The sequence below is a fragment of the Nocardioides palaemonis genome (assembly GCF_018275325.1).
In the GTDB taxonomy this organism is placed as follows: Bacteria; Actinomycetota; Actinomycetes; order Propionibacteriales; family Nocardioidaceae; genus Nocardioides; species Nocardioides palaemonis.
The window spans coordinates 1239722-1257880 of record NZ_JAGVQR010000001.1 but is presented as its reverse complement, the minus strand read 5'-3'; the positions used below and the strand labels follow the sequence as shown (position 1 = coordinate 1257880).

At 72.8% G+C, this 18159-nt stretch carries 20 protein-coding genes; 3 read left to right on the top strand and 17 right to left on the bottom strand.

Going from position 1 to position 18159, the window contains the following annotated elements:
* Positions 1–92 precede the first annotated feature (92 nt).
* Positions 93–665, top strand: coding sequence for a YdeI/OmpD-associated family protein (locus KDN32_RS06120; RefSeq protein WP_211731168.1), 573 nt, complete (start codon positions 93–95; stop codon positions 663–665).
* A 3-nt stretch (positions 666–668) separates the two neighbouring features.
* On the opposite strand, the gene KDN32_RS06115 is transcribed toward KDN32_RS06120, so the two are convergent.
* From KDN32_RS06115 to KDN32_RS06075, 9 genes are all read right to left on the bottom strand, one after another.
* Entirely contained in the window at positions 669–1382 is a 714-nt protein-coding gene (locus KDN32_RS06115) for a DsbA family oxidoreductase (RefSeq protein ID WP_211731167.1), read from the bottom strand.
* A gap of 39 nt (positions 1383–1421) precedes the next feature.
* Complete coding sequence (locus KDN32_RS06110; RefSeq protein WP_211731166.1) at positions 1422–2909, bottom strand: purine-cytosine permease family protein; 1488 nt, start codon at positions 2907–2909, stop codon at positions 1422–1424.
* A gap of 207 nt (positions 2910–3116) precedes the next feature.
* On the bottom strand, positions 3117–3920 hold the full coding sequence (locus KDN32_RS06105; RefSeq protein WP_211731165.1) for a methyltransferase domain-containing protein: 804 nt from the start codon (positions 3918–3920) through the stop codon (positions 3117–3119).
* 37 nt (positions 3921–3957) lie between these two features.
* Positions 3958–4986 carry a ketol-acid reductoisomerase gene (gene ilvC, locus KDN32_RS06100; protein WP_307853765.1) on the bottom strand — a complete coding sequence of 343 codons (1029 nt, stop codon included), beginning with the start codon at positions 4984–4986 and terminating at the stop codon, positions 3958–3960.
* A gap of 53 nt (positions 4987–5039) precedes the next feature.
* Positions 5040–5594 carry an acetolactate synthase small subunit gene (ilvN, locus tag KDN32_RS06095; RefSeq protein ID WP_211731164.1) on the bottom strand — a complete coding sequence of 185 codons (555 nt, stop codon included), beginning with the start codon at positions 5592–5594 and terminating at the stop codon, positions 5040–5042.
* Positions 5594–7351, bottom strand: a complete 1758-nt coding sequence (locus KDN32_RS06090; RefSeq protein WP_211731163.1) for an acetolactate synthase large subunit — start codon at positions 7349–7351, stop codon at positions 5594–5596. The genes ilvN and KDN32_RS06090 overlap by 1 nt, the downstream gene beginning before the upstream one ends.
* Positions 7352–7610: 259 nt before the next feature.
* On the bottom strand, positions 7611–8273 hold the full coding sequence (locus KDN32_RS06085; protein WP_307853764.1) for a 4a-hydroxytetrahydrobiopterin dehydratase: 663 nt from the start codon (positions 8271–8273) through the stop codon (positions 7611–7613).
* Between the two features lie 20 nt (positions 8274–8293).
* The gene (locus tag KDN32_RS06080) at positions 8294–8992 is read right to left on the bottom strand and encodes a 4a-hydroxytetrahydrobiopterin dehydratase (RefSeq protein WP_211731162.1); all 699 of its coding nucleotides are present in this window, start codon (positions 8990–8992) and stop codon (positions 8294–8296) included.
* 55 nt (positions 8993–9047) lie between these two features.
* Positions 9048–10064, bottom strand: a complete 1017-nt coding sequence (locus KDN32_RS06075; RefSeq protein WP_211731161.1) for a S66 family peptidase — start codon at positions 10062–10064, stop codon at positions 9048–9050.
* 26 nt (positions 10065–10090) lie between these two features.
* On the opposite strand from KDN32_RS06075, the gene KDN32_RS06070 reads away from it, so the two are divergent.
* Positions 10091–10540, top strand: a complete 450-nt coding sequence (locus tag KDN32_RS06070; protein ID WP_211731160.1) for a DUF6973 domain-containing protein — start codon at positions 10091–10093, stop codon at positions 10538–10540.
* Positions 10541–10555: 15 nt separating this feature from the next.
* Here the strand turns inward: KDN32_RS06070 and KDN32_RS06065 are convergent, their stop codons facing one another.
* A complete protein-coding gene (locus KDN32_RS06065; RefSeq protein WP_211731159.1) occupies positions 10556–11158 on the bottom strand; it encodes a TetR/AcrR family transcriptional regulator in 603 nt (200 codons plus the stop codon).
* Between the two features lie 43 nt (positions 11159–11201).
* On the opposite strand from KDN32_RS06065, the gene KDN32_RS06060 reads away from it, so the two are divergent.
* Positions 11202–11924 carry a hypothetical protein gene (locus tag KDN32_RS06060; RefSeq protein ID WP_211731158.1) on the top strand — a complete coding sequence of 241 codons (723 nt, stop codon included), beginning with the start codon at positions 11202–11204 and terminating at the stop codon, positions 11922–11924.
* A 3-nt stretch (positions 11925–11927) separates the two neighbouring features.
* Here the strand turns inward: KDN32_RS06060 and KDN32_RS06055 are convergent, their stop codons facing one another.
* The 7 genes from KDN32_RS06055 to KDN32_RS06025 are packed head-to-tail and all read right to left on the bottom strand — an operon-like array spanning position 11928 to position 18119.
* Positions 11928–12371 carry a deoxycytidylate deaminase gene (locus tag KDN32_RS06055; protein WP_211731157.1) on the bottom strand — a complete coding sequence of 148 codons (444 nt, stop codon included), beginning with the start codon at positions 12369–12371 and terminating at the stop codon, positions 11928–11930.
* Positions 12368–12784, bottom strand: a complete 417-nt coding sequence (locus KDN32_RS06050) for a VOC family protein (RefSeq protein ID WP_211731156.1) — start codon at positions 12782–12784, stop codon at positions 12368–12370. Before KDN32_RS06050 ends, KDN32_RS06055 begins: the two co-directional genes overlap by 4 nt.
* Position 12785: 1 nt before the next feature.
* Positions 12786–13544, bottom strand: coding sequence for a GNAT family N-acetyltransferase (locus tag KDN32_RS06045; protein ID WP_307853762.1), 759 nt, complete (start codon positions 13542–13544; stop codon positions 12786–12788).
* A gap of 28 nt (positions 13545–13572) precedes the next feature.
* Positions 13573–14775, bottom strand: coding sequence for a kynureninase (locus KDN32_RS06040; RefSeq protein WP_211731155.1), 1203 nt, complete (start codon positions 14773–14775; stop codon positions 13573–13575).
* A 16-nt stretch (positions 14776–14791) separates the two neighbouring features.
* Complete coding sequence (ilvD, locus tag KDN32_RS06035) at positions 14792–16483, bottom strand: dihydroxy-acid dehydratase (RefSeq protein ID WP_211731154.1); 1692 nt, start codon at positions 16481–16483, stop codon at positions 14792–14794.
* Between the two features lie 43 nt (positions 16484–16526).
* Positions 16527–16982, bottom strand: coding sequence for an SRPBCC family protein (locus KDN32_RS06030; protein WP_211731153.1), 456 nt, complete (start codon positions 16980–16982; stop codon positions 16527–16529).
* A 45-nt stretch (positions 16983–17027) separates the two neighbouring features.
* Positions 17028–18119, bottom strand: coding sequence for a WD40/YVTN/BNR-like repeat-containing protein (locus tag KDN32_RS06025; protein WP_211731152.1), 1092 nt, complete (start codon positions 18117–18119; stop codon positions 17028–17030).
* Between the last annotated feature and the right edge of the window lie 40 nt (positions 18120–18159).

The following is an 18159-nucleotide window of genomic DNA, read 5'->3' as shown; positions in this document are numbered from 1 at the left end:
GCCGCCCACTGTACCCGCGGGTCACGGGGACCGGGCGCGGTCCCCGCATGTGGGACGCGCGCGATGTCGGCGGTGGGGCCTAGCCTCGTGCCATGGGCGTGATGGACGACGCGGAGCGGCTCGAGCCGACGACCGTCCGGGAGTGGAGCGACTGGCTGCGCGAGCATCACGCCCGGCCCACCGGAGCCTGGCTGGTCAGTCCTCGCCGCGCCGCCGACCGGCCCTTCTCCTACGACGACGCGGTGCTCGAGGCGCTGCGCTTCGGGTGGGTCGACTCCACGGTGCGACCGGTCGACGAGCACCGGACCATGATGTGGTTCGCGCCCCGGCGGCGCGGCAGCATGTGGACCCGGATCAACAAGGGCCGCGTCGCCCGGCTCGAGGAGGCCGGCCTGATGGAGCCCGCGGGCGCCGCCGCCGTGGCGCTCGCGAAGGACACCGGCACGTGGACGCTGATGGACGACGTCGAGGACTGCGTCGTGCCCGCCGACCTCGCTGCCGCGTTCCGCGCCCACCCCGGATCCCGGGAGCACTGGGACTCGTGGTCGCCGTCGGCGCAGAAGATGATCCTGACGTGGATCGTGCTCGCCAAGCGGCCCGAGACCCGCGCCGCGCGGGTGCTCGCCAGTGCCGAGCAGGCCGCGCGGGGCGAGAAGGCGCGGTAGGCGTCAGATCGCGCAGCCGTCGGGCCCGCACACCTCGCCGGCGTCGCCGGTGGCGAGCACCTGGATCGAGGGGTGCGAGTCCGACCAGGCCTTGTCCAGCACCTGGGTGAAGACCTCGGTCGGCTGCGCGCCGGAGACGCCGTACTTCTGGTCCACGACGAAGAACGGGACGCCGCCGGCGCCGTAGGCCTGCGCCTGGTCGATGTCGGCCTGCACCGCGTCGGCGTACTCGCGGCTCGCGAGCACCGCGTCGACCCGGTCGGCGTCGAGCCCGGCCGTGACCGCGACGTCGCGGAGCACCGCGTGGTCGGCGACGTTGCGGGCCTCGGTGAAGTAGGCCGCGAGCAGCGCCTCCTTGACCCGGCCCTGCAGCTCGTTGCCGCCCTGCTCGTGGGCGAGGTGGATCAGCCTGTGCGCGTCGACGGTGTTGAGGTGGAGGGTCTCGGAGAGCCGGTAGACCAGGCCCACCTCGGCCGCGACCGCCTCGACCCGGTCCTGCATCTGCTGCACGCCGGCCGGCGACTGGCCGTACTTCTTCGCCAGCATCTCCGCGGTGCCGGTGGTGGGCTCGGTGGGCGCGCCCGGGTCGAGCTGGTAGGAGCGCCAGTGCACCTCCACCTCGTCGGCGTGCGGGAAGGCGGCCAGCGCCTCCTCGATGCGGCGCTTGCCGATGTAGCACCAGGGGCAGAGGACGTCGGACCAGATCTCGATCTTCACGTGCGCCCCAACACCGGTGCGCGGCCCGGTGTTCCCGCCTCAGGACTCCTGGCGGCGCACGGTGCCGCGGCGCGCGAGGTAGGTGACGCCGAAGCCGAGGACGAGGGCGAGCAGGACGCCGAGGTTGGCGTAGGCCCACGGACCCTCCCAGTAGGCCCCCAGCGGGTCGTCGACGTAGGTGCCGAGCCCGAGCGGCTCGATGAGGAAGCCCTGCCAGTTGTTCCACGCAGCGTCGGCGGCGAAGTTGTTGACCACCAGCCCCCAGCCGAGGACGGACGCCCCGACCATCGTCGCGACCGACGTGACGTCGACCGAGCCGTAGCGCCCGGCGGGGTCGAAGAGCGCCTCCTCGTCGTAGTCCCGCTTGCGCAGCGCGATGTCGGCGATCATGATCCCGGCCCACGCGGCGAGCGGGACGCCGAGGGTGATCAGGAAGCTCTGGAAGGGGCCGAGGAAGTCCTGGGCGAAGAAGACCACCCAGATCGTGCCGAGGGTGAGGATCGTGCCGTCGATCCCGGCCGCGGCCGGCCGCGGCACCCGGACGCCGAGCGAGAGCAGCGTCAGGCCCGAGGAGTAGATGCCGAGGACGGCGCCGCTGACCAGCGCGAGGATCGCGGCCAGCAGGAACGGCACGAGGAACCAGGTCGGGAGCAGGGTGCCGAGCATCCCGATCGGGTCGGCGACGATGCCCGCCGAGAGCGTCTGCGACGAGCCGGCCAGCAGCAGGCCGAACACCACGAGCAGGACCGGCGCGACCGCACCGCCGAAGGTGTTCCAGCCGACGATCGCCGACCCGCTGGCGTCACGGCGCTGGTAGCGCGACCAGTCGGCGGCGATGTTGATCCAGCCGAGGCCGAAGCCGGTCATCACCATGACCAGCGCGCCGACCATCTGCTGCACGCTGCCGTCGGGCACCGAGCCGACCGCCGACCAGTCGATCTCGTCGAGGGTGAGCGCGACGTAGACGATGGTCGCGATGCCGGTGATCCAGGTGAGCCAGGACTGCAGCCGCATGATGACGTGGTAGCCCGCGACGCTCGCCGAGACGATCAGGGCGGCGACGACCAGCGTCGCCACGACCTTGGTCGCGGTGCCGGCAGCCCACCCGAGCTGGTCGAAGATGGTCGCCGTCGCGAGGACCGCGAGGATCGCGAGGAAGGTCTCCCAACCGATCGAGACCAGCCACGAGATCACGCCGGGCAGCTTCTGCCCGTTGACGCCGAACGCCGCGCGGCTGAGCACCATCGTCGGCGCCGACCCGCGCTTGCCGGCGATCGCGATGACCCCGCAGAGCGCGAACGAGACGACGATCCCGACGACCGAGACGACGAGCGCCTGGCGGAAGGAGATGCCGAAGCCGAGGACGAACGAGCCGTAGCTGATGCCGAAGACGGACACGTTGGCCGCGAACCACGGCCAGAACAGGTCGCGCGGGCTCGCGGTGCGCGCCGACTCCTCGATGATCTCGATGCCCGTGGTCTCGACGCCGAGCCTGCGGGTCTGCTCGAGCGTCTGCTGCTGTGTCATACCCGCATCGTCGCGCACGACCGGCCCCGCACCAAGCACCGCGCGGGTGAGCGCGGACAGAGTCACCCGGGGCAGCGGTGTCCCAGCCACCTTCCGCGGACCGGAACTGTGGGTGGGCCACCGCCGGGGGCCGCGGCGTACGCCGGCGCGCGGACGAGCGGTGCGCCAGCCACCTTCCGCGCGCGGAAAGTGTGGGTGGGCCACCGCTCACGCGCGGACGAGGATCTCGCCGTGGAGCACCGAGAGCCAGCCGTCAGGGTGGTCGGCCCAGGCACGCCAGGCGTCCGCGACCTCCGCGAGCTCGGCCTCGGTCGCGCGGCCCTCGGCGACGAGCTGGCGGGCGAGGGCGGTGGAGGTGATCCGGTCGGCCCACATGCCGCCCCACCAGGCGCGGTCCACGGGCGTCGCGAAGCACCAGGTCGACGACGACGCCTCGACGTCCGTGGCGCCGGCGGCGTGCGCCCACGCCAGGAGCATCCGCCCGGCGTCGGGCTCCCCGCCGTTGGCGCGGGCGGCGGCCGCGTAGAGCGCGAGCCACCGGTCGAGCCCCGGGGAGGCGGGGTGCCACGAGAAGTGGCCGTAGTCGCTGTCGCGCGCGGACACGAGCCCGCCCGGACGGGTCACGCGGAGCATCTCGCGCAGCGCGCCGACCGGGTCGGCGACGTGCTGGAGCACCTGGTGGGCATGGACCACGTCGAAGGGTCCGCCGAGCGCGTCGAGGTCGAGGGCGTGGATGTCTCCCACCAGCACCCGCGCGGTGATCCCCTGCCGGTCGAGCTCGGCGCGCGTCAGGTCGGCGGCCTCCTCGGTCACCTCGAGGGCGACGACCTCGCCGGTCGTGCCCACCGCGCGGGCGAGGTCGGCGGTGAGGGTGCCGGGCCCCGACCCGACGTCGAGCAGCCGCTGCCCCTCGCGCAGGTGCGGCAGGAGGTGTGCCGCGGAGTTGGCGGCGGTGCGCCAGCGGTGGGAGCGCAGGACGGCCTCGGCGTGACCGTGGGTGTACGTCGTCACGTCGAGGCCGTCCTTGAGGTCGGGTGCGCCGGGCGCGTCAGCGGGCCGAGGAGCCCTCGACGTAGTCGGTGTCGTGGGACTTCACCCACGCCATCAGCTTGCGCAGCTCGCGACCGGTCTGCTCGATGGGGTGCGACTCCGCCTTCTTGCGGAACTCGGTGAACTCCGGCGAGCCGTTGTCCATGTCGGTGATGAAGCGCTCGGCGAACGCGCCGTTCTTGATGTCGGCGAGCACGTCCTCCATGTTCTTCTTGACGTCCGGCGTGATGACGCGGGGGCCGGAGACGTAGTCGCCGAACTCGGCGGTGTCGGAGACCGACCAGCGCTGCTTGGCGATGCCGCCCTCGTACATCAGGTCGACGATCAGCTTGAGCTCGTGGAGGCACTCGAAGTAGGCCACCTCGGGCTGGTAGCCGGCCTCGGTGAGGACCTCGAAGCCGTACTGGACGAGCTGGGAGGCACCGCCGCAGAGCACGGCCTGCTCGCCGAACAGGTCGGTCTCGGTCTCCTCGGTGAAGGTGGTCTTGATGCCGCCGGCACGCAGGCCGCCGATCGCCTTGGCGTAGGAGAGCGCGAGGTCCCAGGCCTTGCCGGACTCGTCCTTCTCCACCGCGACGAGGACCGGCACGCCACGGCCGTCGACGTACTCGCGGCGCACGAGGTGGCCGGGGCCCTTCGGGGCGACCATGAAGACGTCGACGCCGTCGGGCGGGGTGATGTAGCCGAAGCGGATGTTGAAGCCGTGGCCGAAGACGAGGGTGTCGCCGGGCGTGAGCGCCGGCTCGATCTCCTCGGCGTAGAGCTTCCTCTGGTGCTGGTCGGGGGCGAGGATCACGATCAGGTCGGACTCCTCCGCCGCCTCGCGGGGGGTGAGGACGCGCAGGCCCTCGGCCTCGGCCTTGTCGCGGCTCTTCGAGCCGGGCTGCAGGCCGATGCGGACGTCGACACCGGAGTCGCGCAGCGACAGCGCGTGGGCGTGGCCCTGGCTGCCGTAGCCGATCACCGCGACGTTCTTGCCCTGGATCAGGCTCAGGTCGGCGTCGTCGTCGTAGAACATCTCAGCCACGGGGGCTCTCCTTCATGGTTGGTGCTGCGGAAATCTGTGGATGGGTGGGTGGGTCAGGCGATGGCCGACGGCGGCGCGGGCACCGTCACCAGACGCTGCGGGCGCTCGCTGATCGAGCGCGAGCCGCGCCCGATGGCGACCATGCCGGACTGGACGAGCTCGCGGATGCCGAAGGGCTCGAGCACGCGCAGCAGGTCGGCCAGCTTGTCGGAGTTGCCGACGGCCTGGACGGTGATCGCGTCGGGGGCGACGTCGACGACCTTGGCGCGGAAGAGCTGCACGGCGTCGAGGACGGCGCCGCGGCTGGCGGCATCGGCGCGCACCTTGACCAGCAGCAGCTCGCGGTTGACCGAGCCCGGTCCGTCGAGCTCGACGATCTTGATCACCTCGACGAGCTTGTTGAGCTGCTTGGTGACCTGCTCGAGCGGGGACTCCTCGACGTTGACCACGATGGTCATCCGGGAGACCTCGGGGTGCTCGGTCGGGCCGACGGCGAGGCTGTCGATGTTGAACCCGCGCCGGGAGAACAGCCCGGCGATCCGAGCCAGGACACCCGGCTTGTTCTCGACCAGGACCGAGAGGGTGTGCTTGTGCGAGCTGGCGGTCATCAGATGTCGTCCTCGTCGAACTGGGGCGCGAGGTCGCGCGCGTACTTGATCTCGTCGTTGCTCGAGCCGGCGGCGACCATCGGCCACACCATCGCGTCGCGGTGGACCCGGAAGTCGACCACGACCGGCTGGTCGTCGATCGCCATCGCCTTCTCGATCGTGGCGTCCACCTCGTCGGGCGACTCACAGGCCAGGCCCACGCAGCCGTAGGCGTCGGCGAGCTTGACGAAGTCGGGGATCCGCTTGGAGTGCAGGTCGGTGTTGGAGTAGCGCTCGTTGTAGAAGAGCGTCTGCCACTGCCGCACCATGCCGAGCGACTCGTTGTTGATGACCGCGACCTTGATCGGGATGTCGTTGATCGCGCAGGTGGCGAGCTCCTGGTTGGTCATCTGGAAGCACCCGTCGCCGTCGATCGACCACACGGTGCTGTCCGGCTTGCCGACCTTGGCGCCCATCGCCGCCGGGACCGAGAAGCCCATCGTGCCGAGGCCGCCGGAGTTGATCCAGGTCTGGGGGTGCTCGTAGTCGACGAAGTGCGCGGCCCACATCTGGTGCTGGCCCACGCCCGAGCAGTAGATCGCCTCGGGGCCGGCGATCGCGCTCAGCCGCTCGATGACGTACTGCGGGGCGAGCGAGCCGTCGGCGGGCGTGTCGTAGCCCAGCGGGTAGGTCTTCTTCAGCCCCGCCAGGAACGCCACCCACGACTCGTAGTCACCGTCCGCGCCCTCGGCCTCGAGCCGCGCGACGAGCTGGGCGATGACCTCCTTGGCGTCGCCCACGATCGGGACGTCGGCGTGGCGGTTCTTGCCGATCTCCGCCGGGTCGATGTCGGCGTGGATGACCAGCGCGTTCGGGGCGAACGAGTCGAGGTTGCCGGTCACGCGGTCGTCGAAGCGGGCGCCGAGGCTGATGATCAGGTCGCTCTTCTGCAGGCCGGCGACCGCGGCGACGGTGCCGTGCATGCCCGGCATGCCGAGGTGCTGCGGGTTGCTGTCGGGGAAGGCGCCGCGGGCCATCAGCGTGGTCACGACCGGGATGCCGGTGAGGGCCGCGAGCCGGGCCAGCTCGCGGGACGCGCCGGCGCGGATCACGCCGCCGCCGACGTAGAGCACCGGACGCTTCGCGTCGCGGATCAGGCGCACGGCCTCCTTGATCTGCTTGCTGTGCGGCGTGGTGACGGGGCGGTAGCCCGGCAGGTGCAGCTCGCTCGGCCACGCGAAGGTGGTCTGGGCCTGCAGCGCGGACTTGGCGACGTCGACGAGCACGGGGCCGGGCCGGCCTGTGGAGGCGATGTGGAACGCCTCGGCGATGGTGCGCGGGATGTCGGCCGCGTCGGTGACGAGAAAGTTGTGCTTGGTGATCGGCATCGTGATGCCGCGGATGTCGGCCTCCTGGAAGGCGTCGGTGCCGATCATCGAGGCGCCGACCTGACCGGTCACGGCGACCATCGGCACCGAGTCCATGTGGGCGTCGGCGATCGGGGTGACCAGGTTGGTCGCACCCGGCCCCGAGGTCGCCATGCAGACACCCACCCGGCCGGTCGCGGCGGCGTAGCCCTGGGCGGCGTGCCCGGCCGCCTGCTCGTGGCGCACCAGGATGTGCCGGATCCGCGTGGAGTCCATCAGCGGGTCGTAGGCCGGGAGGATCGCGCCGCCCGGGATGCCGAAGATGTCCGTGACGCCGGCTGCCTCGAGGGACGTCACGAGGCTCTGGGCTCCCGTGACCGTGCCGCCGACCTGTGCGCCCTGCTCCGTCATGTCCGTCTCTTCCCTGCTCTTCCCAGCGTGCGGTGCCTGCCCAACAAAAAACCCCCCGGCCCGGTGGGCGACGAGGGGATGACGCGTGTGCCTGCGGCCGGTCGGCCTCAGTCCACGCGTCGCGTGCGTACAAGAATCTCGGTGCGCATGCGACAACCGTCGTCGCCGGGGCCTGCCGGCGTCAAGCAAGTGTGACACTCGTCCCAACATGTGGAACCGAAGTCTCGCGATGTGGCCGCCGGTGGGCAGGGAACGGCGCTCAGTCGCGGCCGAGGCCGGTCGTGAGGCACACCTGGTTGCCCTGCGGGTCGGCGAGCACGGTGAAGGCCGGCGCGTGGGCGTCGCTCACCAGTCGGCCACCCGCGGCGAGGGCCGCCTCGACCCGCGGGGCGACGACCTCGGGTGGCACCCGGACGTCGAGGTGGAAGCGCTGCCGGGGCAGCTCGTGGGGGTCGGTGCCCTGGAACCACAGCGCAGGCCCGGTGCCGGCGAGGTCGCGGACCTCGCCGTCGTGGAGCGGGTGGTCCTCGTAGCCGAGGACCGCGCGCCAGAACGCCTTGACCTCGCCGTGGTCGGCGGTGTCGAGGGCGATCTCGACGACCTGCACCGCCGCCGGGTCGGCCGTGGCGCCCACCTCCGCGGCGGCGGCGCTGATCTCGCGGGCGAGCGCGAGGTCACGGCGGGTGACCCCGAAGACGTCGCGACTGATCAGCCGGACGTGAAGGGTGGCCGCACGGAGGTCGAGCTCGGGGACGTGCCCGACCCGTGCGGCCGCGTCGCCGATGCGCGCGACCAGCGCGAGCCCCGCCTCGAGGCCGCCGGTGGCGAAGCGGGTCTCGAGGGTCTGGAACATCATCCGCCAGTCGTCGAGGCCTTCCTCGGCCTGCACCTGGGTGAAGGTGAGTGGGGTGCGGTCGTCCACGCCGGCGAGGTCCACGAATCTCAGCGCCCGGCGCGGGTGCAGATGCAGGACCGGTTGCCGTCGGCGTCGGCGACCACCCAGAAGGACGGGGCCTCGGCGTCGCTGACCAGCGTGCCGCCGGCGTCGAGCACGGCCTGCAGGCGCTGCTCGGCCTCGTCGTGGGCCACCCAGACGTCGAGGTGCCAGCGCTGCTCGGGGTCCTGCGGGGGCAGCTCGGCGCCGTGCTCCTCGTCGGGGCCGGGCGGCGTCTGGAACCAGAGGCTCGGCACCTGGTCGGTCGCAGCCACCCACTCGCCGTTGTCCTCGACCTCGCTGCCGAGCAGGGCGGCGTAGAAGTCGGCGACGTGCTGCGGGGCGGCGGAGTCGAGCGCCGGCTCGATCTCGGTGAGGCCCGAGACGTCCGCCTCGACACCGGCCTCGGCGGCGAACCCGCTGATCCGCCGGGCGAGGTCGACGTCGCGGCTGGTGATGCCGCCGACGTCGTGGCTGACCAGCGTCACGACCACCGCCGGGTAGGTCAGCGAGACGTCCGGGTGGTGGTCGGCCTCCTCGGCCGCCGCACCGATCCGGTCGACCAGCGCGAGGCCGGCGGCGAAGTCGCCGGTGCGGAAGCGGGCCCGGATCCCGCTCGCCAGGAACCGCCAGTCGTCGAGGCCGGGAGCCTCGCGGACCTCGTCGGCGGAGAGCTTCCTCTTCGGGTCTGCGGCTGCGTCGCTCATGGGACCGACCCTGCCACCACCCACCGACACCGGCCACTCCGAACGGGTGAGGGGCTCACGCCAGGGTCTGGGTGACCTCGTGCCGGTCGCCGTCGACGACCACCCGCGCCAGCGCCCCGTTGACCAGCGGGAGGTGCGGCGGGACGTGGCCGATCTCGAGGTCCCACACGATCGGCACGTCGAGGCGGCCGAGGGCGTCCTCGACGGCTCCGCGCTGGGTCAGGTCGGGGTGGTCGGGGGCCCGCGTGCTGCCGACGAGCACGGCGGCGGCGCGGTCGAACCAACCGGCGAGCCGCATCGAGTGGAGGTGACGGCAGATGTCGACGGCCTCGGACTCGCAGGCCTCGACGTAGACGATCGTCGGCTCCTCGAACCGCTCCGCCCACGCGCGGACGTCGCCGTACGGCGTCCCGGCGAGCGGCCCGACCGTCTCGATGCACCCGCCGACCAGCCGGCCGGTGACGTCGAGCGTGCCGCCGCCACGCAGCTCCCAGCCGCCCGCGCCGACGTGCTTCCAGGTGGTGGCACGGGTGTCCTCCTCGAAGCGCCACCAGTCGGTGACGATCCTCGCGTCGCGCTGCACGAAGGGTCCGGGTCCGCCGACCAGGTCGAGCCAGTGCAGCAGGCCCTCGGGCACGGCGTACGGCGTGTCGGCGAGGTTGTCGCCGTGGACCGTCGCCCAGCCCAGACGGGTGGTGATCGGGAGCAGCACGGTCGAGAGGTCGGAGAAGCCGACCAGCCAGGTCGGCTCGCTCGCGGCCAGGAGGTCCCAGTCGAGCAGGTCGACGAGGTCGATCGCGGTCTCGCCGCCCCACGGCGGGACGACGCAGGCGATCTCCGGGTCGGCCAGCATCGCGGTCAGCTCGGCCGCACGCACCTCGGCCGGGGCCGAGGTGAGGCCGGAGCCGTCCATGCACTCGCCCACCACGACGTCGTAGCCACGACCGCGCAGCCAGTCGGCGCTGAAGTCGATCCGCTCGGCACCGGCGCCGACGACCCCGGCCGACGGCGAGGTCACGCCGATCCGGTCACCGGGTCGGAGCGGTCGCGGGTAGCGGACGGGCGAGGTCATGCGGGCGAGTCTGTCAGGGTGTGTCCATGGGTTTTGCTCACCTCACCCGCCAGGCGATCCACGCCGGGACCGGCGTGCCGCGGCTCTGGGTCGCGGCGACGCGGGCGGGGCTCTCGCCCACCGAGGCGTTCGAGGTGCTGCGCATCTCGCAGGCCGCGCTGGCCGCGGCGGCGACCCACGGCCGCGGGGTGCCCGGCCGCACCAACGCGGTGCGCCACTTCGCGTGGCAGGCCGCCCTGACCGCGCGGTTCGGCCTCGACGCCGCCCGCGCGATCGCCGCGGAGCAGGAGGTCGGCAGCCCGAACCGTCGCGACTCCGAGGTCGACCAGCACAACAACCGGGTCGGGCAGGCCTTCGGCGCCGAGCACGCCACCGACCTCGCCGGCCTCTCCCCCGGAGACCTGGTGGGCCGGCTGGTGCCGGTGGCGCTGGAGAAGTGGGAGGCCGACGAGCTGGTCTGGGTCCGCCCGCACTGAGGGGTCGCCGGGCGCTCAGGCGGGCGCCGGCGCGAGCAGCCGGCGCACCACGTCGAGCAGCATCGCGCGCTGGCCGGTCGCGGTGAAGCGCTCCTCGACGGCCAGCCGGCCGAGGAACCCGTCGACGACCGCGATCACCCACTGGGTGAGGTCGGCCGCCGGCACGTCGTCACGGACCTGGCCCGCGACCCGGGCGCGCTGGACCCACGGAGCCAGGCCCTCCTCGATCGCGCGGGTGTCGTCGGCCAGCGCCGCCTCCACGACGGGCTCGCCCATCACCGCGCCGACCGCACGTACGAACCCCGCCATCCGCGGGTCGGCCATCTCGTCGGCCGCGTGGGCCACGTAGGCCTCGACGACCCCGAGCGGGTCGGCGTCGGCGGGCCGCCCGGCGAACCACGCGCGGGTCTCCTGCGTGCCGAGCGCGAGGATGCCCACCAGCAGGTCCTGCTTGGTCGGGAAGTAGTGGAAGAACGTGCCCGACCCGATCCCCGCCTCGCGGCAGATCGCGGCGGTCGTCGCGCCGGCGTAGCCACTGGCCGCGAAGCAGGTGATCGCCGCGTCGATGATCTGCAGGCGCCGGGCGAGGTGACGCTCGGGGTCGACGGTGCGCGCCATGGCCACCTTTCATTAATGGAGTATGCGCTCTAGTATTGCACGCATGGGCGAGACCGAACGATGGCACCGCAGCGTGGACGGTGTCGACCACGAGGTGGTGGTCGAGCAGGGTGCGCTGACCCGGACCGTGGTGTGGCACCGCGACGGCGTCGAGGTCGGGAGGAGGAAGACCTCCGACGAGAAGTTCGTCGTGGCTCCGCGGGGGGCCGAGGGAGCCCTGCGCCTGGTCTTCGGGTTCGTCGGTCCGGCGCACCGCGTCACGCTGCACGGCACGGAGGCCGAGGCGCACACCGGCCTCGGTGGCACGGACCTCGAGCCCGAGCCGGGCTCGCGGGCCGCCGCCCGGGCCGAGTGGATCGGCGCCCACCCTCGCCTCCACACGGCGCGCCGCACCGCGGCCGCGGCCGCCGGCGTCCTGGTGCCGGTGCTGCTGCTGTGGCTCCTCGCACGGGTGCCGTGGCCCGACGTCGACCTCCCGTCGATCCCCTGGCCCGACCTCCCGTCGATCCCCTGGCCCGACCTGCCGGCGATCCCGTGGCCCGACATCCACCTGCCGTCGATCCCCTGGCCGGACCTTCCGGACCTGCCGGACCTGCCGGACCTGCCGGCGTGGGTGGAGCCGACGGCGAAGGTCGCCGTGCCGGTCGTCATCGCCTACGTCGTCGCGCGCGGCGAGGTGCGGCGGCGGCGCCGCGCGGAGCAGCAGGCGGCCGAGGAGCGGGCGGCCGAGGAGCAGGCCACCGAGGAGCAGGCCGCCGACCGCTGACCGTCACCAGGCCGTGAGCCCCACCCGGTCGTGCTCGCCGTCGGGCCACACGGCCCGGACGACGCCGGCCGCGGCGAGCGCCTTGCGGCAGCCGGGGCAGGGCGGGTCGGTGATGTAGGCCGTCGCACCCTTGGTGTCGCGGGTGGCGAAGAGGAGCGCGTTGACCTCAGCGTGGATCGCGATGCAGAAGCCGGGGGCGCCGGGCCGGTCGTAGTCCCCGAGCCCGGGCACCTCGTCGTAGCCGAGCTGGCCCCGCGGGCACGCGCCCATCAGGCAGTCGTCCTCACCGGGCGCGGCGCCGTTGTAGCCGGTGGCGATGATCCGGTGGTCGATGGTGAGCACGGCCCCGACCCGGCGCCGGGTGCACTTGGCGCGCGCGGCGACGGCGGTGGCGATGCCGAGGAAGTAGTCGTCCCACGACGGGACGGACGGGAGGTCGGTGCTCACGGGAGCACAGACTGCCCGATCTCACCGGGGTTGTGGGCGACTTCCCAGCGGAAGCCGTCGGGGTCGGCGAAGTAGCCGGAGTAGCCGCCCCACGCGCGCTGCTCGGCGGCACCCACGTCGGTGGCCCCGGCGACCCGCGCCTGCTCGAGCACGGTGTCGACGCCGTCGGTGGTGGCGAGGTTGTGCGACAGGGTGATCGGCGGGACGCCGCCGCGGGTGGGCGCGTGGCCGACCTCCGCGACGAACCCGGCCTCGGCCCAGAAGCTCAGCACGACCTTCTCGGCGACCCGGAACATCAGCACCTCCCCCACGACGTGCAGCTCCGGCTCCCAGCCGAGACCGTCGACGTAGAAGTCCCGGGTGGCGCCGAGGTCGGTGACGACGAGGGTGATGAAGCTGACGCGCTGGTCCATGTCACTGCCCCTGGGAGGACGTCGCCGGGTCGGCGGGTGGCCGGGCGGCCAGCCGCGTGCGCTGGCGCCCGTGGTCGTCGAAGTTGGCGTCGTCGAGCCAGTCGTCGAGCGCGCGTCGCACCCGCGGCCACTCCCGGTCGGTGATGGAGAACCAGTCGGTGTCGCGGTTGCGGCCCTTGTAGACCACGGCGTTGCGGAAGCGACCCTCCCAGATGAAGCCGAGCCTGACCGCCGCGCGCCGCGAGGGCGCGTTGAGGCTGTCGCACTTCCACTCGTAGCGACGGAAGCCGAGGTCGTCGAACGCGTGGCGCAGCATCAGGGCCATCGCCTCGGTGGCGCCCCGGCTGCGCTGGAGCTGCCGGCCCAGCAGGATGCCGCCGACCTCGACCGAGCCCATGGCGGCGTCGATCCGCATGAACGAGCAGAAGCCCGCAGCGGTCCCGGTCTCGACCGGCACCACGGCGAACATCACCTGTCCCGGGTCGGTGGCGCCGTGCTCCACGATCGCCGCCATCTCGTCCCGCTCGCGCGGCCGGTCCCAGAAGAGGTAGGTCCACAGCGCGTCGTCGGACTCGCGGCACAGCGCGGCATACAGGTCGTCGACGTGCTGCGGGCCGATCGGTTCGAGCCGCACGCCCTTGCCCTCGAGCAGCGTGCCCTTCGCGGGCGCGGCCGCGCCGTGCCAGTCGACGGCGCGACCGATGCGCTGGCCGTGCGGGGTCTGGCGCTGGGCGCTCGGGAAGGGGAGGTTCACGGTCACGCGGGCCACCCTACGAGCACCCGATCGCTCAGCCGGTGAGCGCGTCCCGGATCGCCTCCATCCCGCGGCGCACCTCGTCGAACGACGTCGACAGCGGCGAGAGCCCGACCCGCAGGCCGCCGGGGTCGCGGTAGTCGGGGATCACGTCGCGCTCCCAGAGCGCCGCGACGACCTCCTTCATCCGCGGGTGGTGGAGCGTCACGTGGCCGCCGCGCCGCTCGGGGTCGCGCGGCGAGGCGACGGTCACGCCGTGGTCGGCGAGCAGCTCGTCGGCCAGGTCGATCGCGTACGACGTCAGGGCGACCGACTTGGCCCGGACCGCGTCGATCCCGGCCTCGTCGACGAGCGCCACCATGTCGGCCATCGCGAGCATCGCGCTGATCGGCGGGGTGCCGGAGATGTAGCGCCGGACGCCCTCGGCCGGCGTGTAGCCCGGGCCCATGAGGAACGGGTCGGCGTGGCCCATCCACCCCTGCACGGGCTGGCGCAGGTGCTGGTGGCGGGTGGCGACGTAGCCGAACGCCGGCGAGCCGGGGCCGCCGTTGAGGTACTTGTAGGTGCAGCCGACCGCGAGGTCGACGTCCCACGCGTCGAGCTCGGTCGGCACCGAGCCCGCGGAGTGGCACAGGTCCCACAGCACGAGACCGCCGGCGTCGTGGACGACGCGGGTGATCGCCGGCACGTCGGCGAGGAAGCCGGAGCGGTACGCGACGTGGCACAGCACGACGACCGCGGTCCGCTCGCCCACGACCGCGGCGACGGCCTCCGGCGACGGGCCGCTGTCGCGGTCGACCTCGAGCCAGCGGACGGTCAGTCCGCGCTCCGCGGCGATGCCCTCGACGAGGTAGCGGTCGGTGGGGAAGCTGTCGTCGTCGATGACGATCTCGTCGCGGCCCGCCGGCGCACCGTCGACGGCCGCGCGGATCAGCTTGTAGAGCAGGACCGTCGTCGAGTCGCCGACGAACGTCTGTCCCGGCGCGGCGCCCAGGCAGACGCGGGCGATCTCGTCGCCGAGCACCAGCGGCTGGTCGTACCACCGCTCGTCCCAGCCCCGGATCAGCCGCCCGCCCCACTCGTCCTCGACGAACGACCGCACCCGCTCGGCGGTGGCCACGAGCGGGCGGCCGAGCGAGTTGCCGTCGAAGTAGACGAGGTCGGTGGTGGCGCCGACGAAGCGGTCGCGGAGGTGGGCCAGAGGGTCGGCGGCGTCGAGGTCGGCTGCGGTCGTCACGACCGCAACCTACCCGTCAGCCGCAGACCGCGCCGTGGGCCGCGGACTGCACGACCTTGGCGTACTTGCCGAGCACGCCGCGGGTGTACTTCGGCGCCAGCGGCTCCCAGCCCTCCGCGCGGGCCTCGAGCTCGGCGGGGTCGACGTCGATCGACAGCGTCCGGTTGGCCACGTCGAGGGTGATCGGGTCACCGTCGCGGACGAACGCGATCGGGCCGGCGTCGACGGCCTCGGGGGCGATGTGGCCCACGCAGAGGCCGGTCGTGCCGCCGGAGAAGCGACCGTCGGTGATCAGCAGCACGTCCTTGCCGAGCCCGGCGCCCTTGATCGCGCCGGTGATGGCGAGCATCTCGCGCATGCCCGGGCCGCCCTTGGGGCCCTCGTAGCGGATCACGACGACGTCGCCGGCGGTGATCGCGCCCTCGGCGAGCGCGTCGAGCGCCTTGCGCTCGCCGTCGAAGACCCGCGCGGTGCCGGTGAAGGTGGAGTCGTCGAAGCCGGCGCTCTTGACCACCGCACCCTCGGGGGCGAGCGAGCCCTTGAGGATGGTGAGGCCGCCGGTGGCGTGGATCGGGGCGTCGAGGTGGCGCAGCACGTCGCCGTCGACGTGCTGCGGCGCGAGCGCCTCGAGGTTCTCGGCCATCGTGCGACCGGTGACGGTGAGGGTGTCGCCGTGCATCAGGCCGGCGTCGAGCAGCGCCTTCATGACCACCGGGATGCCGCCGATCTTGTCGACGTCGTTCATCACGTAGCGGCCGAACGGCTTGAGGTCGCCGATGTGCGGCACCTTCTCGCCGATCCGGTTGAAGTCGTCGAGGGTGAGGTCGACCTCGGCCTCGCGGGCGATCGCGAGCAGGTGGAGCACCGCGTTGGTGGAGCCGCCGAGGGCCATGACCACGGCGATCGCGTTCTCGAAGGCCGGCTTGGTCATGACCTGGCGTGCGGTGATGCCGTGGCGCAGCATCCCGACGACGGCCTCGCCGGAGCGGTGCGCGAAGCCGTCGCGGCGCCGGTCGACCGCCGGCGGGGCGGCCGAGCCGGGCAGGCTCATGCCGAGCGCCTCGGCGACGCTCGCCATCGTGTTGGCGGTGTACATGCCGCCGCAGGCGCCCTCGCCGGGGCAGATCGCCTTCTCGATGCGGGTCACCTCGTCCTCGGTGATCCGGCCGGCGAGGCACGCGCCGACTGCCTCGAAGGCGTCGATGATGGTGACGTCCTGGCCGTCGACCTGCCCGGGCATCGTCGAGCCGGCGTAGAGGAACACGCTGGCCAGGTCGAGCCGGGCCGCGGCCATCAGCATGCCGGGCAGCGACTTGTCGCAGCCGGCCAGCAGCACCGAGCCGTCGAGCCGCTCGGCCATCATCACCGTCTCGACCGAGTCGGCGATCACCTCGCGGCTGACGAGGGAGAAGTGCATGCCCTCGTGGCCCATCGAGATCCCGTCGGAGACCGAGATGGTGCCGAACTCCAGCGGGTAGCCGCCCGCCGCGTGCACGCCGTTCTTGACCGCCTTGGCGAGCCGGTCGAGCGACAGGTTGCAGGGCGTGATCTCGTTCCAACTCGACGCGACGCCGATCTGCGGCTTGACCCAGTCGTCGTCCCCCATGCCGACCGCACGGAGCATGCCGCGGGCGGCGGCCTTCTCGAGGCCGTCCGTGACGTCGCGGCTGCGGGGCTTGATGTCGGGTCCGTCGGCTGCATGGGTCATGGCTGCAGGCTAGTCCGCGCCCCGACGCCGCCCGCACGACGTCTCACGGCCGCTCGGCCTCGGCCTTCAGGGAGGCCAGCCCCTTCTCGAAGTCCCGGCCGAACGCCGTGTCGAAGAAGAGCCGGCCGAGCAGCGACATCGCGGCGTTGCGCTCCCCCGTCATCGTCCACGTGACCTCGGTGGCGTCGCCGACCGGCGCGAGGTCGAACGTGGTGACGTTGGTGGCCCTGAACGGCTTGAGGAACTCCAGGTCGACGACCACGGACGTCGGCGTCGACCCGGTGATCGTCATCCGGCCCTCCCCGGCCTTCTTGTTGCCCGACCAGCGGTAGGTCGCTCCGACCCCGTGGTCGGGCCCGGTGTACTCGCGGTGCAGGGCGGGGTCGACGTCCTCCCAGGGCGACCACTTCTGCCACTCGCGGAAGTCGTCGACGAGGGCGTGGACGCGGACCGGTCCGGCCTCGACACGGGTGGTGCGGGAGAGCGAGAAGCGGGCCATGGCGGCACCCTAGACCTGACGACGTGCCGTCGTCCCCGGCTCGGTTCAGTCGATCCGGGCGGCGCGGACGACCAGCACGTCGGGCAGGTCCTTGTGGATCTCCGCCCAGGTCGACCCCTCGTCGGGCGAGGCCCACACGCCGCCGTTGCGGCCACCGAAGTAGAGGCCGGGCAGGTCGTGGTCGTCGACGCACATCGCGTCGCGCATCACCGCGGTGAAGTAGCCGTCGGGCAGCGCGCCCTCGCCGAGCGGCTCCCACGAGGCGCCGGCGTCGTGCGTGCGGTAGACCCGGGCCTTGCCGTCGACCGGCCAGCGCGCCTCGGCGCCGGTGATCGGGAAGTTGTACGCCGTGCCGGCCCGGTGGGGGTGCGCCACCATGGCGAACCCGAACTCGGTCGGGAGGCCCGGCGCGATGTCCTGCCAGGACGCGCCGCCGTCGTCCGAGCGGTAGACGCCGCCGTGGTTCTGCAGGTAGAGCCGGTCGGGGTCCTCGGCGTCGCGGGCGACCTTGTGGACGCACTGCCCGAACTCCGGGTAGTTGCGCTCGCCGGGGAAGAACTCGGCCTTCACGCCGGTGTTGGAGGGCGACCAGGACGATCCCCCGTCGGCGGTGACGTAGACCCCGCCGGTCGAGAGGGCCGCCAGCACGTGCTCGCCGTCGCGCGGGTCGGGGAGGATCGTGTGGAAGGCCTGTCCGCCGAAGCCCGCGTTCCACTCGGGGCGGTGCGGGTGGTCCCACAGGCCGCGCACCAGGGAGAAGGTCTCGCCGCGGTCGGTCGAGCGGAAGATCGCCCCCGGCTCGGTCCCGGCCCAGACCACTCCGTCCTCGAAACCCGGCTGGAGCTGCCACACGCGGGCGAGGGTCGCGCCCGTGTCCTCGGGGAAGCGGGCCGCGCCGTTGGGGGTCTCGTCCCACGTGGTGCCCAGGTCGTCGGAGCGCCACACCTGCGGCCCCAGCCAGCTCGACGACGCGCCGGCCAGCAGCCGCGGGGTGTCGCCGCGCGTGTCGAGCATGACGGAGTAGACCTCCTCCATCGGGAAGTGCGGACCCGTCCAGTCCCAGGCGGTCCGGGCCTCGTCGGAGGTCCCGAGCCACAGGCCCTTGCGGGTGCCGACCATCAACAGCGTGCGCGACATGTTCTCTCCTCCTGGGACGACCCTGGATCGACTTCTGGGC